This window comes from Tenacibaculum sp. 190130A14a, assembly GCF_964048965.1.
GTDB classification, from domain to species: domain Bacteria; phylum Bacteroidota; class Bacteroidia; order Flavobacteriales; family Flavobacteriaceae; genus Polaribacter; species Polaribacter polynesiense.
Window position 1 is genome coordinate 3,538,462 of the sequence record NZ_OZ040189.1, and the last position, 26,514, is coordinate 3,564,975.

Below are 26,514 nucleotides of genomic sequence, written 5' to 3' on the forward strand. Positions count from 1 at the left end.
ATTAACCTGTGTTAATTTTTCAAAATTATTTTGTTATCTACCACATCCTTAATAGGTAAAACTACCTTTCCTTCCGCAGTCTTTATAGTAATACAAATATTATCAATAGCAATTACTACACCTTCAATATCGTTAATTTTTATAGTTTCTCCTATACCAATATTCTTTCTTGAATAATATCCAAAAAGCAATCTCGCTACCGCATCTCTAGCTCCTAAACCAAAAGCTATTGTAAATGCTAATAAAATAGAACCTATTAATAAAGTCAAATTACTTTTTATTACCGAAGTATCCACTTCAGCCATGTCTAACGCTGTTATTGAAAGAAAAACAACAATTAAATAAAACGCAATATTCCCTACGACATTTCCCCCAGAGATTTCCATTGACTTGAACATTGACTGAATAGCTTTCTTCACCATTGTTCCCAAATAGGTACCTCCAACAAAAATCCCTAACGCAGCCAATAACCTTGGTAAATAACCAAAGAAACTCCTAATACCATCTGAAACCAAAGACAATCCAAAAATTTCTGCACCTAACATTACAAAAACAAAAATCAAGAACCATTTTAAAACAGCCAATACTACATTGGTTAATACAATATTGATTGTAGAGTTTCCAAAAATTTCTGTTTTACTTAGTTTTTTAGACCACTCATCAATTTTTGTTTTTGCCAAAGCCTTTCTTACGATATAAAGAAACACTTTTATAAATATCCAAGATACAATTACAAAACCAACAAAACCTGCTACTGTTGGTAAATAATTAATAATATCGTTAAACGTATCTTTAAAAGGTTTTAAAAAGTCTACTTGTAACGCTTTCATAATTTATAGTCTATTAGTTTTTACTTTCGTTTGTTTTATCTTCTTCTTGGTTATTTTCTTTTTCACTTGTTTTGTTTTCTGAATCAGGAGCGTTTAATAAATCTACAATTGTATTCGGGTATTTCACCACGAATAAATCAGCAACATCTATCGATAGCTTAATCATTGCCACATCATTAAGTACTTTTTCTTTAAGTACCTCTGGCAATTCTTCGTTATGTAATATTTTCTTAAATGGATTATCCATAATAATTACAATTCATTATACGCTTTAACGACTTTCTCTTTTGCTCGTTTTAAACGCATTTTTACAGCGCTATCTCCTAACTCTAATGCTCCTGAAATTTCTTTTATGCTCATATCATCTTGATATTTCATTAAAAGAATCATTTTATCAGCAGCAGATATCATCTCGAGTGCCTTTGCTAATTTATCTGATTTTAATTCAAATAGTGTTGCATCATCGATTTCATCAATGTCACTATCTTCTTTAATCTGATCAGTTACAACAGTTACCTTTTCTTTCTTTTTTTCACTATTCCTTTGCACGTAATTTACGCAGAAATTATAGGTAAATGAATATAACCAAGTAGAAAACTTAGATTTCCCTTTAAAAGATCTTAGTTTTACAAATAAACGAACGAAAACATCGTGGGTAAGGTCTTGTGCTTCTTCTTTGTTTTTAGAAAAACCATAGCATTTGTTGTATACCACACCAGCATACCGGTCATATAAAACGGCAAATAAATGAGTATCATTTTTTTGCACTATTTTACTGACTAGCTCTTCGTCGCTTAGTTTTGTAACATCAATACTTTTCAAAAGTCAAGTTTGGTTATTCTAAAAATTAGACTTGTAAAGAATTAGACACAATTTTATTCAATAAGTCACGTACTTATTTTCAAAGGATGAAATTAACAATTCTTTAACAAAAAAGAACCTTTTTCAAAAAAAATAATTTTTTTGTAACATTTACTTAAAAGGCTACGTATAAGTAAATGAGAACAGATTGTTAATCATTAAAATTTTACTAAGCTAAATGAGACAACTTAAAATTACAAAGCAGGTAACTAATAGGGAAACAGCTTCTTTAGATAAATACTTGCAAGAAATTGGAAAAGTAGATTTAATTACTGCTGATGAAGAAGTAGAATTAGCACAAAGAATAAAAGCAGGAGACCAAAGAGCTTTAGAAAAATTAACAAAAGCCAATTTACGTTTCGTAGTATCTGTGGCTAAGCAATATCAAAATCAAGGATTAACGTTACCTGATTTAATTAACGAAGGAAACTTAGGTTTAATTAAAGCGGCAAAACGTTTTGATGAAACTCGTGGTTTCAAATTTATATCATACGCTGTATGGTGGATTCGTCAGTCTATCTTACAAGCTCTAGCAGAACAATCTCGTATTGTACGTTTACCTTTAAACAAGATTGGTTCTATTAATAAAATTAATAAAATGTATGCTTTCTTAGAGCAAGAGAATGAGCGCCCTCCAAGTGCTGAAGAAATTGCAAAGAAGTTAGACATGACTGTTAGTGATGTTAAGGAATCTATGAAAAATTCGGGTCGTCACGTATCTATGGATGCTCCGTTAATTGAAGGTGAAGACTCTAACTTATATGACGTTTTAAATTCTGGAGAATCTCCAAACCCTGATAAAACTTTATTACACGAATCGCTACGTATTGAAATTAATCGTGCATTAGAGACATTAACTCCACGTGAAGCAGATGTTGTTAAGTTATACTTTGGTTTAGGTGAACACCAACCAATGACTTTAGAGGAAATCGGAGAAACATTTGATTTAACTCGTGAGCGTGTTCGTCAAATTAAAGAAAAAGCTATTCGTAGATTAAAACATACTTCTAGAAGTAAAATTTTAATGACCTATTTAGGTTAAAAATATATACAATAACAAATAGTTATCATAACTATTCGTTTTTTGATTAATGAATGAAAGCTCTCAATTTTTGAGAGTTTTCTTTTTTATATACCTATTAGGTTTTAACTATATTTGCCAAAATAACAACACAACAAAAACAACTCATGAGTAAACTAGTAGCTCCATCAATCTTAGCAGCAGATTTTGCCAATTTACAACGTGATATCGAAATGGTAAATAACAGTGATGCAGATTGGTTTCATATTGACATTATGGACGGTGTATTTGTTCCAAATATTTCATTTGGAATGCCCGTATTAAAAGCAATTTCTAAACACGCCAAAAAGACAATCGATGTACATTTAATGATTGTTGATCCAGATCGTTACATTCAAACTTTTGCAGATTTAGGTGCAGACATTTTAACAGTACATTATGAGGCATGTACTCATTTACACAGAACAATTCAAGCTATTAAAGCTTCGGGAATGAAAGCCGGAGTAGCTTTAAACCCTCATACACCAATTGCTGTTTTAGAGGATATTATAAAAGATTTAGATTTGGTTTGTATAATGAGTGTAAACCCTGGTTTTGGGGGGCAGTCTTTTATTGAAAACACTTATAAAAAAGTACAACAATTAAAAAACTTAATTGAGTTTAGTGAAGCCTCTACAATGATTGAAATTGATGGCGGGGTAACTAATAAAAATGCCAACAAACTTATTGAAGCTGGAGCAGACGCTTTAGTTGCTGGAAGTTATGTTTTTAAAAGTGACAACCCTACGGAGACGATTGCAGACTTAAAAGCACTTATAAATTAAAAAAAGGAGGTTTAACAACCTCCTTTTTTTTAAAACTGGTCTAATAAATAGTTTATCAAATCTGTAGTGGTAACAATTCCTACCAATTCATCTTTATCAACTATCGGCAACGCGTGAAATTCCTTCTTAGATAAAATTTCCGCTACTTCTTTAATTGTTGTAGATGAATTCACTGTTACTAAATTTTTCGCCATTACTTGCTCAATTGTAAACATATTATAAACAACTGTGTCTACATCTGACTCATCTTCATCTATTGCATCTGCAAAACTAATTCTTAATAAATCCGTATAACTTAACATTCCTTTAATTTCAGAACCACTAACTACGGGAATATGTCTAATGTTATTTGCTTTGAATAACTTCTCTGCTGTTATTAAATCATCTGTATAGTTAAGTGTTACAACATCTTTAGTCATAATAACTGAAACTGGCATTCTTTTTTTCATGGTGTTTCTCTTTTTAATTTCTATATCAAATTTCAGTATTAAAAACAGCAAAAAAGCTGATTTAAATCATGTTAATCCTTCTATTTTATTTCTACCTTTTTACGTACTTTTACAAAAAAACCTACTATTTTGATTGAAGAATTACACAGACAATATGGATATTTATTTCAGGAAGAATTACTTGAAGAGATTGCTAAAATTGCAGTCTATAAAGAATTCGATGCAAATGATACTATTATAGATATTGATAATTATATTGTATCCATCCCTTTAGTAATTCAAGGAGCTATTAAAATTCTACGTGAAGACAAAGAAGGAGATGAATTGGTTTTGTATTATATTGAAAAGGGTGATACTTGTGCAATGACCTTATCTTGTTGTATGGGACAAACTAAAAGTAAAATTAAAGCCATTGCTGAAACTGATGTAAAGCTTTTAATGATTCCTAAAGAAAAAATGACGGAATGGTTAAGTAAATACTCAAGCTGGCAAGAGTTTATCTTACAAAGTTATCATTCTCGCTTGCATGAATTTATTGAAGCTGTTGATTCTATCGCTTTTCTAAATATGGGAGAAAGACTTTTAAAGTATTTAAAAGACAAAGCAATGGTTACACACACTGATGTTATGCAAATTACACATCAACAAATTGCCAATGACATGCACACTTCAAGAGTAGTTATTTCTAGACTTTTAAAATCTTTGGAAAAAGCGGAAAAAATTGAACTTCATAGAAATAGTATTAAAGTTCTAGCTCTTTAACTTTAAAGAGTTATAGTTTAACATTATTTTTATCTTCTTATATAATAAAGGGAATTTCTTCTTTAAATCTTCTGGTGTTTCAAAAAAGTGCTCCATAATTACTGCTGTAAACTCTATTTTATTTGTTAAAGCATATTCTCTAAAATACCCTGATTTTTTTATTTGCTCAATATTTGAATCATCTTTCATAAAACTTGTTATTTCTGTAAAAAGCTTATAAAAAATACGAGCACTTACATCTCTAGATTTCCCTCCATGAAACGTTAGCGCATGGGTAAACTCATGAATCCCAAGATTCAGATTATCGTTCAATACAACATCCCCTAATAGAAAATCTTCCCAAGAAAAAACCACCGCCTTCAGAGCTGGATTAAACTCTCCCTTATGGTACATTTTAGTGGTATTAGAAAAGAAGACCTTTGGATACACTATTACCTTATCAAAGGTATTGGTTAAGTATTTACGCATTCCAAAAGTTAATTTAACATAAGAAGAAGCTATTAAAACTTTAACTTCTGGTGAAAACTCAAAACCTTCTCTCCCTATAAAGTCATAATTCCTAATAAACTTTGTTACTCTATGCTCAAAATACCTTTTTTGTTTATCATTTAACTTTTGATAAAAACGGATACTCTCTTCTAAAAACTGCTTTTTACTTTTAGGCAGTCTCTTTTGAGTTAAATAGAAATGAACGAAAAGTGGTTTGTTAAAAAAGTAAACAGATAAAGATTCTAAAACATTAACAAAAACCCCAATAAATCCAAGGGCTACCGATGTATTTCTTATGATATAGATAAATTTCATTTTGCTTCAAAACTTTCTTCTGTAACATTTGTTACAAACAGAAATTATTCTTTTTATAACTTTGGCTCCACAGCAAGTAAATTCTCCCCTTAAGAGATTTTTTCCCCTAAAAAAAGCAGCAAAGTATTACAACTAGCTGCTTTTGTTTTAGCGACCCAGAGAGGATTCGAACCCCCAACCCTCAGAGCCGAAATCTGATGTTCTATCCAGTTGAACTACTGAGTCAAATTAATTAAGCTAGCTTTGCTTTAACGATAGTAGAAATTGTTTTTCCGTCTGCTTGTCCAGCTAGTTGTTTTGAAACAATCCCCATTACTTTTCCCATATCTTTCATTCCTTCTGCTCCAGTATCATTTATAACTTTTTCTACAACAGTAGTAATTTCTTCTTCAGATAACGCTTTTGGCAAAAACTGCTCCAATACTGCTGCCTCAGCTAATTCGGGCTCTGCCAAATCTTCTCTTCCTTGCTCCTTAAAAACAGCTGCACTATCTTTTCTCTGTTTTACCTGCTTTTGAACTATTTTTAATTCATCTGCTTCTGTTAACTCTCCCGAACCAGTTTCAGTATTTGCTAACATAAAAGCCGATTTCAACGCTCTTAAAGCTGTTAAAGCTACGGTGTCTTTAGACTTCATAGCTTCTTTCATTTTGCTCATTACTTGTTCTTGTAAGCTCATAATTTAAGTTTTAGAATAAAAAATTCCCGATAAATCGGGAATTTATAAAAGTATGTTTTTTTATTTAATCTACATTGTCATGTAAAAACGAGTTATTAGATCGTAATAAATCGTCTTTATCGTTATTTAAAGCAGTTTCTGTTTTACTTATATCTGAACCTGCATCAATATCAACACCTAAACGCTTATAAGCTGGTTGACGCTCTATTTCATCAATGTTTTTAGAAACCTGATCGTTGAATTTATAATTAAATTTCTTCATTGTTTCGATACGATCATTACGCCTCTTTTGTAATTCAGAAATGGTCAAACTCAATGGAGACACTTCCTCACTTACTGTATCTATATTGTTGATTTCTTCTTGCGTTTTTGTTTTAACCTCAAACTGCAACTCTTCTTCAACAATTTCATTTTTTATTTCTGGCGTAGAACTTTTACCAATGGTAGGTTCTACATCAAAATCATCTAAAATATAGCGTTTCTCAACCTGTTGATGCACTGGTTTTACTTCTTCTGCCACAACATCAATGTTTTGGATTTCCTTTGTTGTGTTTACCAAACGAGAAGCAGGCTTAATTTCTTCATAAGAATTTAGCGGAAGGTCAAACAATAAATCTTGCTGAACTACCTTAGGTCTTTCTTCTCTAACCTCTTCTTTCTTTTCTACAACATTAGTTATAATGAAATCATCTTCCGAAACATTTTCAATAGTGATTTCATCAAAAACTACATCTATATTTTTAATAGCTTCTGTCGTAGATACTAAGTTTAGTTTTGGTTGTTTTACCTCTTCTACTTCTTCCTCTAAGACATGTACTATTTTCTCTTCTTTTTTGACTGCTAAAGGTTCATCTAAACTAGGTGCCTTTTGAATTGCCTGCTCTCCAAAAGAATAGGTTGCTTTTTGATCATCTTCTAAAGTATGTACAATTTTCTTTACTTCAGTATTTGTAATTGTACTTTGCTGATCACTTGCAAAACCCGTTGCTACCACTGTAACTGCTATTCCATCATCAAGAGAGTCATCTTCACCAATACCCATAATAATATTAGCATCGTACCCGGCCTCATCTTGAATATAATCGTTAATCTCTCCTATTTCATCTAAGGTAACTTCATTTGCTCCAGAAACAATTAACAACAATACATTTTTAGCTCCAGTAATCTTGTTATCATTTAATAACGGAGAGTCTAAAGCCTTTACAATTGCATTTTTAGCTCTATTAGCTCCAGTTTCTTTTGCAGATCCCATAATAGCAGTTCCACTATTAGAAAGTACCGTCTTAGCATCATGTAAATCGATATTTTGTTTATAGTGATGTGTAATAACTTCTGCAATACCTTTAGCTGCTGTTGCTAATACTTCATCTGCTTTAGAGAAACCTGCTTTAAATCCTAAATTTCCATAAACTTCTCTTAATTTATTGTTATTAATAACAATTAAAGAGTCTACATTTTTACGAAGCTCATCTACACCTTTTTGAGCCTGCTTTGAGCGCATTCTTCCTTCAAATTGAAATGGCATAGTTACGATACCCACCGTAAGTATATCCATATCTTTAGCAATTTTGGCAATAATAGGTGCTGCACCAGTACCAGTACCACCTCCCATACCAGCAGTAATAAATACCATTTTAGTGTGGGTACTTAACATTTGCTGAATTTCTTGAATACTTTCGGCGGCAGCTTGTGCTCCAATTTCAGGATTTGCCCCTGCCCCCAATCCAGAAGTTAGATGGGCTCCCAATTGTATTTTATTAGGAATTGGACTATTCTCTAGTGCTTGTGCATCTGTATTACAAATTACGAAATCTACTCCGTGAATTTGCTTACTATACATGTGATTTACTGCATTGCTACCTCCCCCGCCAACACCAATTACTTTAATGGCATTCGATTGTGATTTTGGCATGTCGAATGAAATGTTATCAAATTCTGCGCTCATAATAACTTTTCGTTTAATCTTTTTTCTTATTCTACTTTTGCTCTTGATAGGGGATCGAAAAAGAGCTTTTACTAATTATACTTTATTCTGCGTTATCTAAAAATTCTTTAAATCGCTCTGTAAACTTTTCAAAGAATGATTTAGATTTAGGTCTCTGTACTTGTTGTTGTTCTTTTTGAACAACGGTATCTTCTTCTATAGAGTTACTTTCTTCTTCTATAGCTTCTTTTTTTGTTTCTTCTACTACAACTTCAAAAGCTTCTTCTTTATCTTGCTTCTCCAATCCTTCCATTAACAATCCAACTGCTGTTGCATATGCAGGACTCGAAAGTACATCATCAGAGTCTCCAGCTAAATGCTCATTTGGATATCCAATACGCACATCCATTCCGGTAATGTATTCTACTAATTGACGTAGGTGTTTTAACTGAGACCCTCCTCCTGTTAAAACAATCCCTGCAATAAGCTTACCTTTTTGGGTTTCGTGTCCGTAATTTTTTATTTCTAAATACACATGCTCTATAATTTCTTGAACACGTGCATGAATTATTTTAGATAAATTTTTAAGTGTAATCTCTTTAGGTTCTCTACCTCTTAACCCCGGAATAGAAACAATTTCAGTTTCCTTATTCTCTCCTGGCCAAGCACTACCAAACTTAACTTTTAATAATTCTGCTTGTTTTTCTATAATTGAGCAACCTTCTTTTATATCTTCAGTAATCACGTTACCTCCAAAAGGAATAACCGCCGTATGACGAATAATTCCATCTTTGAATATTGCTAAATCTGTTGTTCCTCCACCAATATCAATTAAAGCTACACCAGCTTCTTTTTCTTCTTGGCTCAATACAGCTGAAGCAGAAGCTAGAGGCTCTAATGTAATATCAGCTAACTCTAATCCTGCGCTTTTAACACATCGTCCAATATTTCTTATTGAAGAAACTTGTCCAACCACCACGTGAAAATTTGCTTCTAACCTACCTCCATACATTCCAATAGGTTCTTTTATTTCTGGTTGGCTATCAACTTTATATTCTTGTGGTAATACATGAATAATTTCTTCTCCAGGTAACATAACCAACTTATGTACTTGGCTTACCAAGTTTTCTATATCGTGCTCATCTATTACTACATCTGATTTTTCACGAGTAATATAATCGCTATGATGTAAACTTCTAATATGTTGCCCAGCAATACCTACTACAACATCATCTATTTTTTGCCCAGAAACACTTTGTGCTTCGTCAACAGCTTGTTGAATAGATTGTATTGTTTGGGTTATATTATTTACCACACCTCGTTTTACGCCTAAACTTTTAGCTTTTCCTATTCCTAAAACTTCCAGTTTACCGTATTCATTTTTACGCCCAATCATGGCAACAATCTTGGTTGTACCAATATCTAAACCAACTGCTATTTTATTGTTTTCCATACTATGATTGTTTTGTGCATACAACTTGGTTGTGATACTTTAAATTAATTACTTCATATTTATTAATAGACTTATCTATAAATGCTTTATTATAAAATGCTTTTAACTTTTCTATTTTCTTGTCAACATTTATAAACTTTCCAAAATGTATTTTATAATTACCGCTTCTAACCGAAAATCTATATTCGTTTTTAGCCGTCTTATCTATTGCTATAACTTCCTTCTCTAAAAAGTTGTCATTAGCGATTACATTTATTAACTCAGTAACTTCATCTATTTCATCTGGACTCCCCACACCAGATATTAAGGGCACCCTTGCAGAAAAATTTTTAGAAATTGGAATTTCAACCCCCTGTTTATCAACATAAAACGAACTATTCTTATTAACAATTCGAGCTAATGGCTTTCGCTGCTTGATTAGTGTTTTTAACACACCATCAACAGTCATGTAAACAGCTGCTTTTTCTACGTATGGGCTAGCAGAAACTTTTGTTTCTAGAAAGTGTAAATCTACTATTCTTTTTGCTTGGTTTTTAACAAAATCATTATTTTGTATTAACATTTTATCAACCAAACTGTGTGTCAGGAAATTATTATCTCCTGCCTCAAACTCCACGACAGTATTTTTGATTGTTTTTTCTCCATTTCTACTGGCTGTAAACCCATATAAAAATGCCAAAAACGTCAACAACAATAAAAAACCAATATATGTTATGAGTTTTTTCATCCAAAAATTTGATACTTTTTTTCTAAAACTTCTTTTACATCATTAACTAAAACACCAATATCACCTGCTCCTAATATCGTTACTATTTTTGCTGATGATTTTCGCACTTGATCACACAGCTCTTCTTTCGAAACGAGCTGTTTATTTTCTCCTTTAACTTTATCTAACAACCAAGATGACGTTACTCCTTCTATCGGTAATTCTCTCGCCGGATAAATATCTAGTAACAACAATTCATCAAACTTAGAAAGGGCTTCTGCAAAATCACCAGCAAAATCTTTTGTTCTGCTATATAAATGTGGTTGAAAAACAGCCAATACTCTTTCGTTCGGATACATCTCTCTTACCGAGTTTTCTACAGCATTTATTTCTGTTGGATGATGTGCATAATCGTCTATTAAAACAACTTCATTCGTTTTAATTTTATAAGAAAATCTTCTTTGAACTCCTTTAAAGCTTCTTAATTTATTTTTAACAACCTCTAATGAAACCCCATAAACATCAGCCATTGCTAAAGCGGCCAAGGCATTCATTACATTATGCTTTCCTGGCAAACTAAATTCTATATTTTTTACTTCGGATGTTGGTGTTACTACATCAAACACATACATTCCATTACTTACTCTTAAGTTGAACGCTTTATAGTCAGCGTTGGCTTCAATTGCATAAGTTAAACCTTCTAATGGTAATCCTTTTGCTACAATTATGGTTTCTGAAACCTTGGCTGCAAAATCTCTAAATGATTCTTGCAAAGCTTCACTTTCTCCATAAATATCCAAATGATCCGCATCCATAGAAGTTACACAAGCAATATTGGGAGATAATTGTAAAAACGAACGGTCAAATTCATCCGCTTCAACTACAGAGAGTTTATCTTCTCCTAAAATCAAATTAGATTGATAATTCTCGGTAATCCCACCTAAAAAAGCCGTTGCTTTCTCAGACTCCATAATATGACCTAAAATAGAAGAGGTGGTTGTTTTTCCATGCGTTCCTGCTACACCAAAACAAAAAGTATTCTTAGTTATTATCCCTAGTACCTCTGCTCTTTTTACTACAGAAAAATTGTTCTCTTTAAAATATGTCAATTCTTGATGAGTACTTGGGATAGCAGGAGTATAAACCACCAAGGTTTTCTCTTTATCTAAAAACGAAATTGGAATACTTTTTACAGCATCATCAAAATGAATCTCAATCCCAATTTCCTGCAATGCGTTTGTAATCAATGATGGAGTCTTATCATATCCTGCTACTTCTTTTCCATTCACAGAAAAATATCGTGCTATAGCACTCATTCCTATTCCACCTATTCCAACAAAGTAAATATTATGTATCTGATTTAAATCCACTAACTAATTAACTTTTCTATTTCGTTTACGATATCACTCGTAGCATTTGGCAATGCTAAGGTTTTAATATTCTCGCTTAAACTTTCTTGCTTTCCTTTATCTTTAAGAAGTGTTTCAAACACAATTGGAAATGTATTTAATTCACTTTCTTTTACTAAAATTGCTCCATGCTTATCAGCTATTGCTTTTGCATTTTTAGTTTGATGATCTTCTGCCACATTTGGAGAAGGAATAAAAATGGTTGGTTTCCCAACAATACACAATTCTGAAACTGAACTTGCCCCTGCTCTTGACACAACAAAATCTGCTGCTGCATAGGCTAAATCCATTCTATTTAAAAATTGATGTACTTGAACATCTTCTTTAGAATGTTGTTTGTATTCTTCATAGTACAACTTTCCACACTGCCATATAACTTGTATATTTTGCTCCTTAAAAAACCCTAACTCATGCGCTATTAACTCATTTATCTTTCTAGCTCCTAAACTCCCCCCTAAAACTAATACCGTTTTTCTGTTCGGATCTAATTTAAAAAACGTCTTCCCTTCTTCTGTTTTAGTATGTATAAACAATAAATCTTGACGAACTGGATTACCTGTTTTCTTTATCTTATCTGAAGGAAAAAACCTCTCCAAATTATCATACGCCACACATATTTTCCCCGCCTTCTTTCCTAGTAATTTATTGGTTATCCCTGGATATGAATTTTGTTCTTGAATTAAAGTTGGTATTCCCTTTTTATTCGCTACTATTAACGTTGGTCCACTTGCAAAACCACCTGTACCAATAGCTACATCTGGTTTAAATTTCCTTATAATCGTATTTGCCTTCCACAAACTACTCAACAACTTAAAAGGAAAACTCAAATTCTTTAATGTTATTTTCCTTTGAATCCCAGAAATCCACAATCCTTTAATATCGTACCCCGCCTGAGGTACTTTTTCCATCTCCATTTTATCTTTCGCTCCTACAAACAAAATTTTTACACTAGGATAACGAAGTTTTATTTCATTTGCTATTGCTATAGCCGGATAGATATGTCCTCCAGTTCCTCCTCCACTTATAATAACATTGATCGATTGCTTCATACGTCTTCGTTATTTATGATTTTGGTTATACGCAACGCTCTTTGTATTTCTACGATATAGATGTATATGTCTAGTCCAATGTTTCATGCAATATATCCAAAGGGTTATCATCTAATATCGTTTCTTCTGTTTCATTTTTAGATGCACTTACACTAAGAATCATTCCTAACGCAAAACAAGTCATCCAAATTGATGTTCCTCCACTACTTATAAGTGGTAATGTTTGTCCTGTAACTGGAAATAAATTTACAGCTACTGCCATGTTAATCATGGCTTGAAATATAATTGGTAAACCAACTCCAACTACCAACAATGTTGCAAAGATTGTTGTCGCTTTTTTGGCTGTAATTAATATTCTAAAAAGCAATAGAAAATAGATAAATATGACCATAATAGCCCCAACAAAACCATACTCCTCTACGATGATTGCATAAATAAAATCTGATGAAGATTGCGGTAAAAAATTCTTTTGAACACTTTTTCCCGCTCCTTTACCAACCACTCCTCCTGTTGCAATTGCAATTTTGGCTTTTTCAACTTGGTAATTCTCTTTCGAATCTCCAGACAAAAAGCTTTCAATTCTACTTTCCCAAGTTTGAATCCTGTTAGGCATAGCGTCTGGAAATGCTTTTGCCACTAAAATGAAAAACAACAGTGCAAAAAGCCCCATTCCAAGTATGTACAGAATGAATTTTAATGGATACCCACCAATAAACACCAATAACAATATCATACTAAAAACAATTGCTGTTGTTGAAAAATTAGCAGGCAAAATAAGTATTAACACAGTTCCTACAGGCAACCATAATTGCCACAAACTCTCTTTAAATGTTATAAGCTTTTCTTTGTTTTTCGCTAAATATCTTGCCACATATACCATTAAAACAAGCCCTGCCAATGTAGATGTTTGAAACCCTATACCAACAAAAGGTATACGAATCCACCTACTTGCATTAGCTCCTCCAATTGTGGTTCCTTGAGCAAGAGTGACTACTAAGAGAAGAACTACAATGGGCAGCATCAACACTGATCCCCCACTAAAATATCTATAAGGTACTTTATGTACACCGTAAATAATAGCAAACCCAGCAATTAATAAAACGATGTGTTTTACCAAATGCCCAACTGTTGAACCATTACCGACTACATATACTAAATTAGTACTAGCACTATATACAGGCATAAATGAAAATATTGCTAAAATGGCTACAATAGCCCAAATAGCTCTATCTCCCTTAATATGTTGAAAAATGGTTTTCATTAAAATTATAATCCCCTTACTGCTTCTTTGAATTTCGTTCCTCTATCTTCATAACTTTTAAACAAGTCGAAACTTGCACATGCTGGAGACAACAATACAGTATCTCCTTTAGATGCCAATTTATAAGCAACCTTTACTGCTTCTTCTGCACCAGCTGTTTCAATCAAACTATCTACAACTCCTCCAAAAGTTTCAATAATCTTTTGATTATCTAAACCTAAACAAACAATTGCTTTTACTTTTTCTCGAACTAATGGTAATAAATCGGTATAATCATTCCCTTTATCAACCCCTCCAACAATCCAAACCGTAGGAACATCCATGCATTCTAAGGCATAATATGCTGCATTTACATTGGTTGCTTTACTATCATTTACAAACTGAATTCCATTTACTTTTTGCACATTTTCTAAACGATGCTCAACACCTTCAAAATCTGACAAACTTTCTGCAATAGTTTGCTTTCTTACCTGCATTAGTTTAGCAGCCATTGAAGTAGCCATGGCATTTTTAACATTGTGCTTTCCTTGTAATTTTAATTCAGATGCATTCATTAAAATTTCCTCTGTCTTTATTTTCATAATTATATTTTCTCCTCTCAAAAACACCCCTTGTTCAAGTTCCTTTTCAATTGAAAAAGGCATTAATTGAGCTTTTATTTTAGTACTAATTATCCAATTAGTAATCACTTCATCATCTCCATCATAAATCAAAAAATCATTTTCAGTTTGATTCTCTGTTATTCTAAATTTTGATTTTATGTAATTCTCAAATTTGTATTCATATCGATCTAAATGATCGGGTGTAATATTTGTTAATATTGCTATGTGCGGTTTAAATTTCTCAATCCCATCTAATTGAAAACTGCTCAATTCCAACACATAATTCTCATGTGATTTGTTTGCTACCTGACCAGCAAAACTATCACCAATATTTCCACCTATCCCTACATTTAACCCTGCTTGTTTTAAAACATGCCCAACAAGCATCGTTGTAGTAGTTTTTCCATTTGAACCAGTTATTCCAATGATTGTTGCATTTGTATATTCTGAAGCAAATTCTATTTCAGAAATCACCTTAACACTTTTATCTTGGAGCTTTTGAATTAAGCTCACCTTGTCTGGAATCCCAGGACTTTTCATAACCACATCAGCATTCAAAATTTTAGTTTCTGTATGCTGCTCCTCTTCAAACTCTATTTCCTCTTTTAAAAGAACTTTTTTGTACTTCTCTGCTATTTTACCTTTATCAGAAAGGAAAACTTCAAAACCTTTTTGCTTCCCCAAAATAGCAGTTCCAACACCACTTTCTCCTCCTCCTAAAACAACCAGTTTCTTCATATTATCTTAACTTCAAGGTTACGATAGCTAACACCGCTAAAAGAATTCCAACAATCCAAAAGCGAGTAACTATTTTACTTTCATGATATCCTAACTTTTGATAATGATGATGTAGAGGTGACATTTTGAAAATACGTCGTCCCTCTCCATATTTCTTTTTAGTGTATTTAAAATATGACACCTGCAACATTACCGATAAGTTTTCTGCTAAAAATATTCCCGCCAAAACTGGTATAAGTAGTTCTTTTCTGATAGCAATAGCAATTACCGCTATAATTCCTCCAATGGTTAAACTCCCTGTGTCACCCATAAAGACTTGCGCAGGATAAGTATTATACCATAAGAAACCAATTAACGCACCCGCAAACGCCAAAATAAACACCGTCATTTCACCGGAGTTAGGTATATACATCACATCTAAATAATCTGCAAAAATGATATTACCTGAAACCCAAGCAAAAATCGCCAGAGCTATTACCATTATAGCAGACGATCCTGCTGCTAACCCATCGATTCCATCTGTTAAATTAGCCCCATTTGAAACTGCTGTAATAATAAATATTACTAATGGGATAAAAATTACCCAAGCATATTTCTTATAATCACCTCCTAAAAAACTCAATGCTTTTGCGTAATCAAGTTCATTGTCCTTTAAAAACGGAACTGTTGTTTTTGTTGACTTATGTTCTTCTCCAAATACTTTTTTTCTTCCATTCTCTTGAACTATTTGTTGTTCTTGTGGTAACTGTTCTTTAATGGTTACATCTTGATGGAAATACAACATTGAACCAACAATAACTCCCAAGCCAACCTGACCTAAAACCTTAAATCTTCCTTTTAACCCTGCCTTATCTTTTTTGAATACCTTTATATAATCATCAGCAAACCCAATTAACCCCATCCAAACAGTTGTTATTAGCAAAATGATGATGTAGATATTCTCTAACTTAGCTAGTAACAACACAGGAATTAGTGTACCTAAAATGATTATGACTCCTCCCATCGTTGGAGTTCCAGCTTTTTGAACCTGTCCTTCCAATCCTAAATCACGTACCGTCTCCCCTACCTGTTGTTTTCTTAAGAAATTAATTATTCTTTTCCCAAAAATAGTTGAGATTAACAACGACAAAATAAATGCTGCTGCTGAACGAAATGTAATAAATTGAAATACACTTGCTCCAGCAAGGTTGAATTCATTTTCTAAATATTGAAATATATAATACAGCATCTTATTGGTTTTTTAGTTGATTAAAGCACTCTGTTACTTCTTCAAAATCATCAAAATGCATACGCTCTCCGTTGATCTCTTGATAATTTTCATGTCCTTTTCCTGCAATCAGAATTATATCTCCTTCATCAGCTAATTTACAAGCTGTTTTTATAGCTTGTTTTCTATCTAAAATTGACAGTGTCTTTTTATAGTTTTCTGGCGCTACTCCTTCCTCCATTTCATTCAAAATAACCTGTGGATCTTCTGTTCTCGGGTTATCTGATGTGAAAATCACCTGCCCACTTAAATGACTAGCTATATGTGCCATTTTGGGCCTTTTGGTTTTATCTCTATCTCCTCCGCATCCAACTACAGTAATTACACTTTCATTTCCTGTTCGAATGTCATTTATTGTTTCCAAAACATTTTTTAATGCATCTGGAGTGTGCGCGTAATCAACTATTGCCGTAACACTATTATCAGAAACGGTATACTGAAAACGACCACTTACACTCTCTAACTCACTCACTAATCTTAAGACTTCCAACTTTTCTAACCCTAGCAATTCAGCAGTTCCGAAAATTGCCAACAAATTATACGCATTGAATTGCCCTATAAGCTTAGTCCAAACTTCTACATTATTAACAGTAAGTAAAGTTCCTGAAAAACGTTTTTCAAGTACCTTCGCTTTAAAATCTGCAATTGTTTTTAGCGCATATGTAAGTTTTTTTGCTTTGGTATTTTGAAGCATGATCATCCCATTCTTATCATCAAGATTCGTCAAAGCAAATGCCGATTTCGGCAAAGCATCGAAAAACGATTTTTTAACATCTCTATACTCTGCAAATGAGCTATGATAATCTAAATGATCATGTGATAAATTAGTGAATATACCTCCAGCAAACTCCAACCCTTCTGTTCTACTTTGATGAATTCCATGTGAACTCACCTCCATAAAACAATACTCACAACCTTCTTGCAACATCTCATTCAAGTACTGGTTTATTGCTACTGAATTAGGTGTAGTATGTGTCGCTTTGTATTCAATATCATCAACCATCACTTTAACTGTTGACAATAAACCTACTTTATAACCAGCCTTTTTAAACAACTGATAAAGTAACGTAGCAATCGTCGTTTTACCGTTAGTTCCAGTAACTCCTACAAGTTTTAATTTTGAGGACGGGTTTTCAAAGAAATTCGCTGCTATTATAGCTAAAGCAATATCTGAACTGTAAACTTTCACATAGGTAACTCCGTCCTTAATTGTTTCAGGAATTTCTTCACAGACAATTACACTTGCACCTAAATCTAACGCTTTACCTATAAACTTATGCCCATCTACTGTTACTCCCTTCTGAGCAACAAAAAGACTTCCTTGTTCTACTTTTCTAGAATCAAAATGAATCGTTTTGACCCCAACATCTACAGACCCAACAATTGAATCTATTTGTACTTTATATAATATGTCTTTTAAAACCTTCAATTATGATAATTTTAAATAAACCGTTGCTCCTTTTTTAACCTTAACACCATTTTCTATGGATTGTTCTGTAACTTTTCCTATACCTGAAAACTTCACTTTTAACCCCATATTTTCTAACAAAGCAATAGCATCCATGCCACTCATTCCTAAAACTCTTGGCATTATGGTTTTATACTTTCTTAAATTACTGTAATAGTTATTATAACTTTTATCAATTGACGCATATAGCTTTTCACCTGAAGTCAACTGATTATTTATTGGTGTACTTGTATATATTTTCTGTGCTATCTCCTTAAATACAGGAGCCGCTACCACATTACCATAGTATCCTTTTTCCTTCTTCGGATCGTGAATTACTACAATACAAGAATACTTTGGGTTTTTAGCTGGAAAGAAACCTGCAAAAGACCCGACATATCGTTGATTTGAATAATAACCTCCTTCATACTCTCCTTTATCATTCTTTGTTCTAGGAATATATTTTTTAGCTGTACCTGTTTTACCAGCCATCGAGAAATTAGAAGAGTAAATATTCTTAGCTGTTCCCTTTATCACAACATTCTCCATCACCTTTCTTACCTTATCTAAAGTAACCTGTGAAGCAATCTTTTCTTTTACTACCTCAGTATCAAAGCTCTTTACAATTTTATTCCCAGCTCTCAATTCTTTTACAAAAAACGGTTTTACCAACTTGCCATCGTTAGCAACAGCATTATAAAATGCCAATGTTTGCAACGGAGTTAAATGCACACCATACCCCCAAGCCATCCACTCTAAAGAAATAGGGCTCCAACTCTTACTTTTAGGATCTCTTATAAATGGTTTTCCTTCTCCTTTTATTTTAACCCCCGTTAATTGATCTAACCCAAATGATTTTATTTTATTAGTGAATTTTTCAGGGTTTTTATCATAATGCTTTCTAATTGTTTTTACAATACCAACATTCGACGACACTTCAAACACTCTTCCTAAAGATATTTTACCATGACCACCTCTTCTACTGTCTTCTACCTTTCTATTATTGATAAATATTTTACCTTTTTCACAATCAACAACCGTAGAAGTATCCACAACTTTATCCTCTAAAGCCACCATCATACTAGCCAATTTAAAAGTCGACCCAGGCTCATGACTTTCCCAAACAGCATAATTCCTCTTCTCATAATACTTACCGTCTTTGGTTCTACCCAGATTGGAAATTGCTCTTATTTCTCCTGTTTCAACCTCCATAACTACCGCACACCCATGGTCTGCCTCAAAATATTCCAACTGTTTTAATAATGCGTGATGTGTTATATCTTGAATATTCACATCTATAGTTGTAATTACATCATGCCCGTCTATAGGTTCTTTTTCATTTACATCATTAATAGGCTTCCACTGTCCTTTTGCTATTTTTTGTTTTAATCTCCATCCGTTTTCACCCTCCATATATTCAGCAAAAGCACCTTCAATTCCCGCTCCTCCTCTATGATTATCATAACCAATAGTTCTCTCAGCTATCTTACCTATAGGATGTACTCGAACTGTTTTTTGCTCAGCAATAAAACCACCTCTAAAAACTCCCAACTTAAATATTGGAAAGCTTTTCATTTTTACATAGTCATTATAACCTATGTTTCGAGCTATTAATAAATACCTATTATTACGATTTCTAGCTTCTCTTAACTTACGTTGATAATAATTTGTTGGCTTCCCAAGAAGATTAGATAACTCTTTTGACAATCCGCTAATATTTTGTTCAAATACACCAGATGCTACAGACATTACATCCATACGAATTGTAAATCTAGACATTGAAGTTGCTAATAAATTTCCATCAGCAGCATAAACGTTTCCACGATTAGCAAAAATCGTATCATTCTTTATATTCTTTTCTTCAGATAGTTTTCGGTACTTTTCCCCTTGCACATACTGAAGATTGAAAATTTTAAAAACAACAACCATAAAAGAAAGCGTCATTAAAACAACTACTACATAGAGTTTATTTAATATGCCTTTTTTTACAACCATTCCTTTTTTATTCTTTTGTATATGTTACTCTTATTTTTTGGGGTGGGGACTTTGGCGGTGTTAAACCTTTGCTCTTAACCTGCCTTCTTACTGTTGACTCTAACTTCATCCGTGTCAACTGAGTACCAGTATCAATAAATTCAGCGTTCAACTCTCTTTTCTTTTTATTCAACTCAGCTATTAACAATACTTTTTGATCAGCTCTATGAGCACTTGTAATCATAATTAACAACAACCCAACTATAAAAACAATTAAGCGCCAATTTTTAAAAGACGACTCATCTGTTAAAAACCGACCTTTTAATACATCGTAAATATTTGTTCTTAACCTTTTATTCATTTAACGTTGCTATTCTAAGCTTTGCACTTCTAGCCCTATTATTTTCCTTTATCTCTTGATCATTAGGAATAATAAGCTTCCCTATCTTCTTTAAAGGAACATCTACATTTCCAAAAAAATCTTTTTCAGGCTCACCAGAAAACAATCCTGTTCTAATAAAATGTTTCACTAAGCGATCCTCTAAAGAATGATATGATATCACACTCAACCTACCTTCAGAAGTTAATAAATCTGGAATCTGCTGCAAAAACTCTTTCAACACCTCTAGCTCTTGATTCACTTCAATCCTTAAAGCTTGAAATATCTGAGCCAAAATCTTATGCTCTTTAGCTTTCGGAAGAAACCTCTTCAACACCTCCTTTAACTGAAAACTAGTTTCTATTTTCTTATCTTTCCTAGCAGAAACTATGGTTCTCGCCAAAACTCTTGAATTCCTCAGCTCTCCATACAAATACAACACATCAGCCAACGCTTCTTCTTCATATGTATTTACAACTTCCTTCGCTGACAACACTGCTTTTTGATCCATTCTCATATCTAACTCACCATCAAACCGAATTGAAAAACCTCTTTCTGCAGCATCAAACTGATGAGAAGAAACTCCCAAATCAGCCAAAACTCCATCTACCTTCTTCACTCCATGAAACTTCAAAAACCGAGCTATATATCTAAAATTCTCCTGAATCAACACAAATCGATCATCTTCAATTGAATTCTGCCAAGCATCAGGATCTTGATCAAAAGCGAACAACCTTCCATTCTCACCCAACCTACTTAATATCTCTCGTGAATGTCCGCCACCTCCAAAAGTAACATCTACATACACTCCATCTTGCTTAATATTAAGTGCATCTACACTTTCTTTCAATAATACTGGACTATGATAATTCATCTACATCTAAATTTCCCATTACTTCTTCAGCTAAATCAGCAAAATCCAACGCAGCATCGTCAATTGCTTTTTCATACTGATCTTTATCCCAAATCTCAACGATATTCACAGAAGATGACAACACCACTTGCTTTTCTATACTAGCAAACTGACATAAATCTTTTGGTATCAACAGTCTTCCCGAACCATCTAACTCAACCATCTTAACTCCTGCCGTAAACCTTCGAATAAAATCATTGTTTTTTTTCACAAAACGATTCAGCTTCCCAATCTTTTCCATCATCACATTCCACTCTTTCATTGGATATAATTCCAAACAAGGTTGAAAAACTGCTCTCTTAATCACAAACCCTTCTTGCAACACAGGAGCCAACTGCTTTTTAAGAGCAGATGAAAACATCACCCTCCCTTTAGCATCAGCTTTACATTCATATGTTCCAATTAAGTTTAACACCAAGACATTTTATGGTTCCATTTTCAAAAATATAAATTTTTACCCACTTTTTACCACTTTTTACCACTTTGTTAATAAGTTTTAACCCTCAAGCTAAAAAACTGACTCTCTGAGCGTTCCAAATCAAAAACACCAATAAAAAATTTACAAGTGATATGTAATAAAAAAGAATTACATTTGTCGTTAAGTCAAACCAATCAAATAATGACTGAATTTTTAAAAACAGAAGGCAAATTTACATACGCAGAAGCTGGTGAAGGAAGACCCATAATTGTACTACATGGATTGATGGGTGCTTTAAGTAATTTTGACGAAACTTTTAATCATTTTTCAAAAAAGGGATACAGAGTTTTTATACCTGAATTACCTTTATACACCTTACCTCTACTTAAAACAAACGTTAAGAATTTAGCTAAATTCTTACATGATTTTATAGAACATAAAAACCTTAAAGACGTTGTTCTTTTAGGTAATTCTTTAGGAGGACATATTGCTTTATATTATTCAAAGCAATATCCAGAAGATGTAGCTTCATTAGTTCTTACAGGAAGCTCTGGATTGTACGAAAATTCAATGGGAAATAATTACCCAAGAAGAGGAGATAAAGATTTTGTTCGTAAAAAAATTGAAGAAGTTTTTTATGATCCTGCAATAGCTACAGATGAACTATTTGACCAGGTTTATGAAGTTATTAACGACAGAAATACTCTTGTAAAAACATTAGCTATTGCGAAAAGTGCTGTTAGACACAATATGGCTAAAGATTTACCTAACTTAGCTATTCCTACATGTTTAATTTGGGGTAAACAAGATACCGTTACACCTCCTGAAGTAGCAGAGGATTTTCATAAACTATTACCAGATTCAGATTTATTTTGGATTGATAAATGCGGGCATGCCGCTATGATGGAAACTCCTGATCAGTTTAACAATTTACTTGAAGATTGGTTTACCAACCGAAACATTTAATTTCTCAATATTAACATTATGAAGATTAAGTCTGCTGAATTTATAATGAGTAACAGCAATGTTATGAAGGCTCCAAAAGACAGAATTCCTGAATATGCTTTTATTGGTCGTTCTAATGTTGGAAAATCTTCATTAATAAACATGTTAATGGAGCGTAAAGACCTAGCTAAAACTTCTGGTAAACCTGGTAAAACACAATTGATAAACCATTTTAAAATTAATAATAATTGGTTTTTAGTTGACTTACCTGGTTATGGTTACGCTAAAGTTTCGAAAAAGAAACGTCAAATTTTTCAGTTTTTTATTGAAAACTACTTTAAAGAAAGAGAACAATTAGTATGTACTTTTGTTTTAATTGATTCTCGTCATGATCCTCAAAAAATAGATTTAGAATTCATGCAGTTCTTAGGTGAAAACCAAATTCCTTTTTGTATTGTTTTCACAAAGGCTGATAAATTAGGGAGTTCTAAACTTAACAAACAAATCACCTCTTATAAGAAGAAGTTGTTAAATTATTGGGAAGAACTTCCTATGAACTTTGTTACCTCATCAACTACAGGAATGGGACGTGATGAGTTTTTAAATTTTATTGATCAAGTAAACGAAGATGTTGCTGAGAATTTTAAATAATTTTTAATGCACTCTACCAAAAGTAACCTTCAAGTTTTACACGAAGACAATCATATTATTGTTGTCAATAAGCGTGCTGGCGATATTGTTCAAGGAGATAAAACAGGTGACAAACCTCTTTTAGATGTTACTAAAGAATATATCAAAGAAAAATACAACAAACCTGGAAATGTATTTCTAGGGACAGTTCACAGGTTAGACAGACCAACTTCGGGCGTTGTTATTTATGCGAGAACCTCAAAAGCTTTGGAGCGTTTAAACAAAATGCTTCGTGAAAAAGCCGTACAAAAAACATATTGGGCAGTAGTTAAAAATCAACCTAAGAAAAGTACAGACACCTTAATCAACTTCTTAAAGAAAAACCCAAAAAACAACAAATCTACAGCTTACAATAAAGAAGTTGATGGAAGTAAAAAAGCAGTCCTTCATTATCAAGTTTTAAAAAAGCTAGATAACTACTCTTTGCTAGAAATTGATTTAGAAACAGGGCGTCATCATCAAATTAGAGTGCAACTTTCTAATATCGGATCAACTATTAAAGGTGATTTAAAATATGGAGCCAAAAGAAGCAATAAAGATGGAAGTATTCACTTACATGCTAGAAAAATAGAATTTACACACCCTGTTAGTAAAGAGTTACTAAAAATAACAGCTCCAACACCTAAAGACCCTATTTGGGATGCTTGCTTGTAATTTGTATCTTTAAGCAAATTTCAAGTAAATGAAAGCCTTAAAATATCTCTCCATTTTAATCCTTCCTATAACGGTATATATATCATTCACCTCATCTGGCTGGTTAACCATTTTACCCATTATTACGTTTTTTGGATTTGTTCCATTGCTCGAATTGTTTTTCAATCCGGACAAAGACAATTTTGATAAAGACCAAGAAGAAATTGAAAAAGCGAACAAACTATATACCTATATTCTATATTTAACATTACCAGTACAACTCTTTTTTTTAGGATGGTTTTTAATCATGTTTCAAAATGTCGAGTTAACTACCTTAGAATATCTAGGACGTATATCCGCAATGGGTTTAATGTGTGGTGTCATTGGAATTAATGTAGGACATGAATTAGGACATAGAAACAATAGGTTTGATGAATTATTGGGAGAAATTTTATTACTTACTTCATTAAACACACACTTCCTACCTTACCACAATGCTGGACACCATTTCAATGTAGCTACTCCTAAAGATGCAGCAACCGCTAGAAAAAATGAAGTTTTATATTTGTTTTGGATTCGCTCCCATTTTCAAAGCTATTACCAAGCTTGGGAAGCTGAAAATAACCGTTTAAAAAATTCTGATAGAACTTGGTTTCATATTCAAAATAGAATGTTAGTTTACACCTTTTGTAATCTTATCCTTTTAGGTGGAATTTTCTTTTTATTCGGAATACAGGCGTTGATTGCATTTGTAGCTGCCTCTATTTTTGGAATATTACTATTAGAAACAGTCAATTACATAGAACATTACGGATTACTACGTAAAAAAAATAAACATGGAAGATACGAACGTGTAAAGAGAACCCACTCTTGGAACTCTGATCATGTGGTAGGTAAAATTATGTTGTTTAATCTATCTCGTCATTCCGACCATCACTATAATGGAAGCAAACACTACCAATTATTAAAATCACTACCTGAAAGCCCACAAATGCCAACAGGGTATCCAGGTATGATGCTCGTAGCACTTTTTCCACCAATATGGTTTAAATTAATGAACAAAAAACTTCAAGATTTATAATGAATATCCCTGAACTAATTGCAAGTCAAAGACAATTTTTCTCTTCTCAACAAACAAAAGATGTTTCCTTTAGAAAAAACACTTTGAAAAAACTCTTAAAAGAGCTTATTAAAAGAGAAGAAGCGATTGTAAAAGCATTACATAACGATTTTAAGAAATCGGAATATGAAGCAGTTATGACAGAAACGTCCATTGTAATTGCTGAACTAAAAATGGCTATTAAAAATATTCATGCATGGAGTAAACCAAAGCGTGTTTTGCCATCTATGTTAAATTTTCCATCTGCAGCGAAAATCTACAAAGAACCTTATGGAACTGTACTAATTATTGCTCCATGGAACTACCCTTATCAATTGGCTTTTGCTCCAATAATAGGAGCAATTGCGGCTGGAAATACGGTAGTTTTAAAACCTTCAGAATTAACACCAAACACCAGCGCTATTACCAAAGAAATTATTGAAACTGTATTTGACCAACAGCATGTTTCAGTAGTAGAAGGTGGTGTACCAGTTGCTCAGGAGTTATTAGCACAACGATGGGATTATATTTTCTTTACGGGAAGTGTTCCGGTTGGAAAAATTGTTGCCAAAGCTGCAGCAGAACATCTCACTCCTGTCACTTTAGAATTGGGAGGAAAAAGCCCATGTATTGTTGATGAAACAGCCAATATTAAACTAGCAGCTAAACGACTAGTTTGGGGAAAATTTATAAATGGTGGACAAACTTGCATTGCACCTGATTATTTATTGATTCATTCCTCTGTTAAAGAAAAATTTGTTTCACATTTTAAAGAAGAAATTGTTAATGCTTACGGGGAAAACCCAAAAACTTCAGAAGATTTTCCAAGAATTGTAAACACTAGAAATTTTGATCGCTTGGCACTTATGCTTGAAAATGAAAACTGTGTTATCGGTGGACAAACGGATAGAGATGATTGTTATATTTCACCTACTCTTATTGATGAGCCTAGTTTAGACAGCGAGGTAATGAAAGGAGAAATTTTCGGACCTATATTTCCAATGATTTCCTATGAAACTGAGCAAGACATCGAAAACATTACTTCAAGATACGATAAACCACTTGCTTTATATGTATTCACCAATAAAAGCTCTTTTGCAAAAAAAATAATTAAACGTTATTCTTTTGGCGGAGGAACTATCAATGATACTACCGTTCATTTTGCAAACCATAGATTACCTTTTGGAGGCGTTGGTGAAAGTGGAATTGGAGGTTATCATGGTAAACAAACCTTTGATGCTTTTTCTCATAAAAAAGGTGTAGTTACCCGAGGAACCTGGTTAGATATTCCAACGCGTTATGCTCCTTATAAAGGAAAACTAAAACAATTGAAAACATTAATGAAGTTAGGGTAATTCCTTTCTCTTTTAAAGATCT

27 protein-coding genes and 1 tRNA gene are annotated in these 26,514 nt (G+C 32.9%); 8 read left to right on the plus strand and 20 right to left on the minus strand.

Annotated features, from left to right (window positions below; genetic code table 11):
• Positions 1 to 11 precede the first annotated feature (11 nt).
• The 3 genes from ABNT22_RS16465 to ABNT22_RS16475 are packed head-to-tail and all read right to left on the minus strand — an operon-like array spanning position 12 to position 1,652.
• A complete protein-coding gene (locus ABNT22_RS16465; protein WP_348714071.1) occupies positions 12 to 830 on the minus strand; it encodes a mechanosensitive ion channel family protein in 819 nt (272 codons plus the stop codon).
• Positions 831 to 843: 13 nt separating this feature from the next.
• On the minus strand, positions 844 to 1,077 hold the full coding sequence (locus ABNT22_RS16470) for a hypothetical protein (RefSeq protein ID WP_348714070.1): 234 nt from the start codon (positions 1,075 to 1,077) through the stop codon (positions 844 to 846).
• Positions 1,078 to 1,082: 5 nt separating this feature from the next.
• Positions 1,083 to 1,652 (minus strand): RNA polymerase sigma factor, encoded by a 570-nt coding sequence (locus tag ABNT22_RS16475; protein ID WP_348714069.1) that lies wholly within the window; start codon positions 1,650 to 1,652, stop codon positions 1,083 to 1,085.
• A gap of 217 nt (positions 1,653 to 1,869) precedes the next feature.
• On the opposite strand from ABNT22_RS16475, the gene ABNT22_RS16480 reads away from it, so the two are divergent.
• A complete protein-coding gene (locus ABNT22_RS16480) occupies positions 1,870 to 2,733 on the plus strand; it encodes an RNA polymerase sigma factor RpoD/SigA (RefSeq protein ID WP_132723771.1) in 864 nt (287 codons plus the stop codon).
• A 146-nt stretch (positions 2,734 to 2,879) separates the two neighbouring features.
• Complete coding sequence (rpe, locus tag ABNT22_RS16485; RefSeq protein WP_348714068.1) at positions 2,880 to 3,536, plus strand: ribulose-phosphate 3-epimerase; 657 nt, start codon at positions 2,880 to 2,882, stop codon at positions 3,534 to 3,536.
• Between the two features lie 29 nt (positions 3,537 to 3,565).
• Here rpe and ABNT22_RS16490 read toward each other — a convergent pair whose 3' ends face one another.
• On the minus strand, positions 3,566 to 3,985 hold the full coding sequence (locus ABNT22_RS16490; RefSeq protein ID WP_348714067.1) for a CBS domain-containing protein: 420 nt from the start codon (positions 3,983 to 3,985) through the stop codon (positions 3,566 to 3,568).
• 129 nt (positions 3,986 to 4,114) lie between these two features.
• Between ABNT22_RS16490 and ABNT22_RS16495 the strand changes: the two genes are divergently transcribed.
• Complete coding sequence (locus ABNT22_RS16495) at positions 4,115 to 4,747, plus strand: Crp/Fnr family transcriptional regulator (protein WP_348714066.1); 633 nt, start codon at positions 4,115 to 4,117, stop codon at positions 4,745 to 4,747.
• Here the strand turns inward: ABNT22_RS16495 and ABNT22_RS16500 are convergent.
• The 16 genes from ABNT22_RS16500 to ABNT22_RS16575 all read right to left on the minus strand — a co-directional run bounded on the left by ABNT22_RS16500 (position 4,736) and on the right by ABNT22_RS16575 (position 21,767).
• Positions 4,736 to 5,551, minus strand: coding sequence for a zinc-dependent peptidase (locus ABNT22_RS16500; protein ID WP_348714065.1), 816 nt, complete (start codon positions 5,549 to 5,551; stop codon positions 4,736 to 4,738). The genes ABNT22_RS16495 and ABNT22_RS16500 overlap by 12 nt on opposite strands.
• A 151-nt stretch (positions 5,552 to 5,702) precedes the next feature.
• A tRNA-Arg gene (locus ABNT22_RS16505) sits at positions 5,703 to 5,776 on the minus strand.
• 7 nt (positions 5,777 to 5,783) lie between these two features.
• Entirely contained in the window at positions 5,784 to 6,230 is a 447-nt protein-coding gene (locus ABNT22_RS16510; protein WP_348714064.1) for a GatB/YqeY domain-containing protein, read from the minus strand.
• 64 nt (positions 6,231 to 6,294) lie between these two features.
• Complete coding sequence (gene ftsZ, locus ABNT22_RS16515; RefSeq protein ID WP_348714063.1) at positions 6,295 to 8,175, minus strand: cell division protein FtsZ; 1,881 nt, start codon at positions 8,173 to 8,175, stop codon at positions 6,295 to 6,297.
• Between the two features lie 82 nt (positions 8,176 to 8,257).
• Positions 8,258 to 9,607, minus strand: a complete 1,350-nt coding sequence (ftsA, locus tag ABNT22_RS16520) for a cell division protein FtsA (protein ID WP_348714062.1) — start codon at positions 9,605 to 9,607, stop codon at positions 8,258 to 8,260.
• Position 9,608: 1 nt separating this feature from the next.
• Positions 9,609 to 10,334: a cell division protein FtsQ/DivIB gene (locus ABNT22_RS16525; RefSeq protein ID WP_348714061.1), complete on the minus strand. Its 726-nt coding sequence runs from the start codon at positions 10,332 to 10,334 to the stop codon at positions 9,609 to 9,611.
• Positions 10,331 to 11,683 (minus strand): UDP-N-acetylmuramate--L-alanine ligase, encoded by a 1,353-nt coding sequence (murC, locus tag ABNT22_RS16530; protein ID WP_348714060.1) that lies wholly within the window; start codon positions 11,681 to 11,683, stop codon positions 10,331 to 10,333. The genes ABNT22_RS16525 and murC overlap by 4 nt, the downstream gene beginning before the upstream one ends.
• The gene (gene murG, locus ABNT22_RS16535; RefSeq protein WP_348714059.1) at positions 11,683 to 12,771 is read right to left on the minus strand and encodes an undecaprenyldiphospho-muramoylpentapeptide beta-N-acetylglucosaminyltransferase; all 1,089 of its coding nucleotides are present in this window, start codon (positions 12,769 to 12,771) and stop codon (positions 11,683 to 11,685) included. Before murG ends, murC begins: the two co-directional genes overlap by 1 nt.
• A gap of 70 nt (positions 12,772 to 12,841) precedes the next feature.
• Positions 12,842 to 14,032: an FtsW/RodA/SpoVE family cell cycle protein gene (locus ABNT22_RS16540; RefSeq protein WP_348714057.1), complete on the minus strand. Its 1,191-nt coding sequence runs from the start codon at positions 14,030 to 14,032 to the stop codon at positions 12,842 to 12,844.
• Between the two features lie 5 nt (positions 14,033 to 14,037).
• On the minus strand, positions 14,038 to 15,372 hold the full coding sequence (gene murD / locus ABNT22_RS16545; RefSeq protein WP_348714055.1) for a UDP-N-acetylmuramoyl-L-alanine--D-glutamate ligase: 1,335 nt from the start codon (positions 15,370 to 15,372) through the stop codon (positions 14,038 to 14,040).
• A gap of 1 nt (position 15,373) precedes the next feature.
• Entirely contained in the window at positions 15,374 to 16,600 is a 1,227-nt protein-coding gene (gene mraY / locus ABNT22_RS16550; protein ID WP_348714053.1) for a phospho-N-acetylmuramoyl-pentapeptide-transferase, read from the minus strand.
• Position 16,601: 1 nt separating this feature from the next.
• Positions 16,602 to 18,068 carry a UDP-N-acetylmuramoyl-L-alanyl-D-glutamate--2,6-diaminopimelate ligase gene (locus tag ABNT22_RS16555; RefSeq protein WP_348714051.1) on the minus strand — a complete coding sequence of 489 codons (1,467 nt, stop codon included), beginning with the start codon at positions 18,066 to 18,068 and terminating at the stop codon, positions 16,602 to 16,604.
• Positions 18,069 to 20,081 carry a penicillin-binding protein gene (locus ABNT22_RS16560; protein ID WP_348714049.1) on the minus strand — a complete coding sequence of 671 codons (2,013 nt, stop codon included), beginning with the start codon at positions 20,079 to 20,081 and terminating at the stop codon, positions 18,069 to 18,071.
• Between the two features lie 7 nt (positions 20,082 to 20,088).
• Positions 20,089 to 20,421 (minus strand): FtsL-like putative cell division protein, encoded by a 333-nt coding sequence (locus ABNT22_RS16565; protein ID WP_348714047.1) that lies wholly within the window; start codon positions 20,419 to 20,421, stop codon positions 20,089 to 20,091.
• Positions 20,414 to 21,313, minus strand: coding sequence for a 16S rRNA (cytosine(1402)-N(4))-methyltransferase RsmH (gene rsmH / locus ABNT22_RS16570; RefSeq protein WP_348714045.1), 900 nt, complete (start codon positions 21,311 to 21,313; stop codon positions 20,414 to 20,416). Before rsmH ends, ABNT22_RS16565 begins: the two co-directional genes overlap by 8 nt.
• Positions 21,300 to 21,767 (minus strand): division/cell wall cluster transcriptional repressor MraZ, encoded by a 468-nt coding sequence (locus tag ABNT22_RS16575; protein ID WP_348714043.1) that lies wholly within the window; start codon positions 21,765 to 21,767, stop codon positions 21,300 to 21,302. The genes rsmH and ABNT22_RS16575 overlap by 14 nt, the downstream gene beginning before the upstream one ends.
• Before the next feature lie 204 nt (positions 21,768 to 21,971).
• Here ABNT22_RS16575 and ABNT22_RS16580 point away from each other — a divergent pair, with 204 nt between their 5' ends.
• The 5 genes from ABNT22_RS16580 to ABNT22_RS16600 are packed head-to-tail and all read left to right on the plus strand — an operon-like array spanning position 21,972 to position 26,492.
• Positions 21,972 to 22,736, plus strand: coding sequence for an alpha/beta hydrolase (locus tag ABNT22_RS16580; RefSeq protein ID WP_348714041.1), 765 nt, complete (start codon positions 21,972 to 21,974; stop codon positions 22,734 to 22,736).
• A gap of 18 nt (positions 22,737 to 22,754) precedes the next feature.
• A complete protein-coding gene (yihA, locus tag ABNT22_RS16585; protein ID WP_348714039.1) occupies positions 22,755 to 23,366 on the plus strand; it encodes a ribosome biogenesis GTP-binding protein YihA/YsxC in 612 nt (203 codons plus the stop codon).
• A 6-nt stretch (positions 23,367 to 23,372) separates the two neighbouring features.
• Positions 23,373 to 24,059, plus strand: coding sequence for an RluA family pseudouridine synthase (locus ABNT22_RS16590; protein ID WP_348714036.1), 687 nt, complete (start codon positions 23,373 to 23,375; stop codon positions 24,057 to 24,059).
• Between the two features lie 28 nt (positions 24,060 to 24,087).
• Positions 24,088 to 25,119 carry an alkane 1-monooxygenase gene (locus tag ABNT22_RS16595; RefSeq protein ID WP_348714034.1) on the plus strand — a complete coding sequence of 344 codons (1,032 nt, stop codon included), beginning with the start codon at positions 24,088 to 24,090 and terminating at the stop codon, positions 25,117 to 25,119.
• The gene (locus tag ABNT22_RS16600) at positions 25,119 to 26,492 is read left to right on the plus strand and encodes an aldehyde dehydrogenase (protein WP_348714032.1); all 1,374 of its coding nucleotides are present in this window, start codon (positions 25,119 to 25,121) and stop codon (positions 26,490 to 26,492) included. The genes ABNT22_RS16595 and ABNT22_RS16600 overlap by 1 nt, the downstream gene beginning before the upstream one ends.
• Positions 26,493 to 26,514 lie beyond the last annotated feature (22 nt).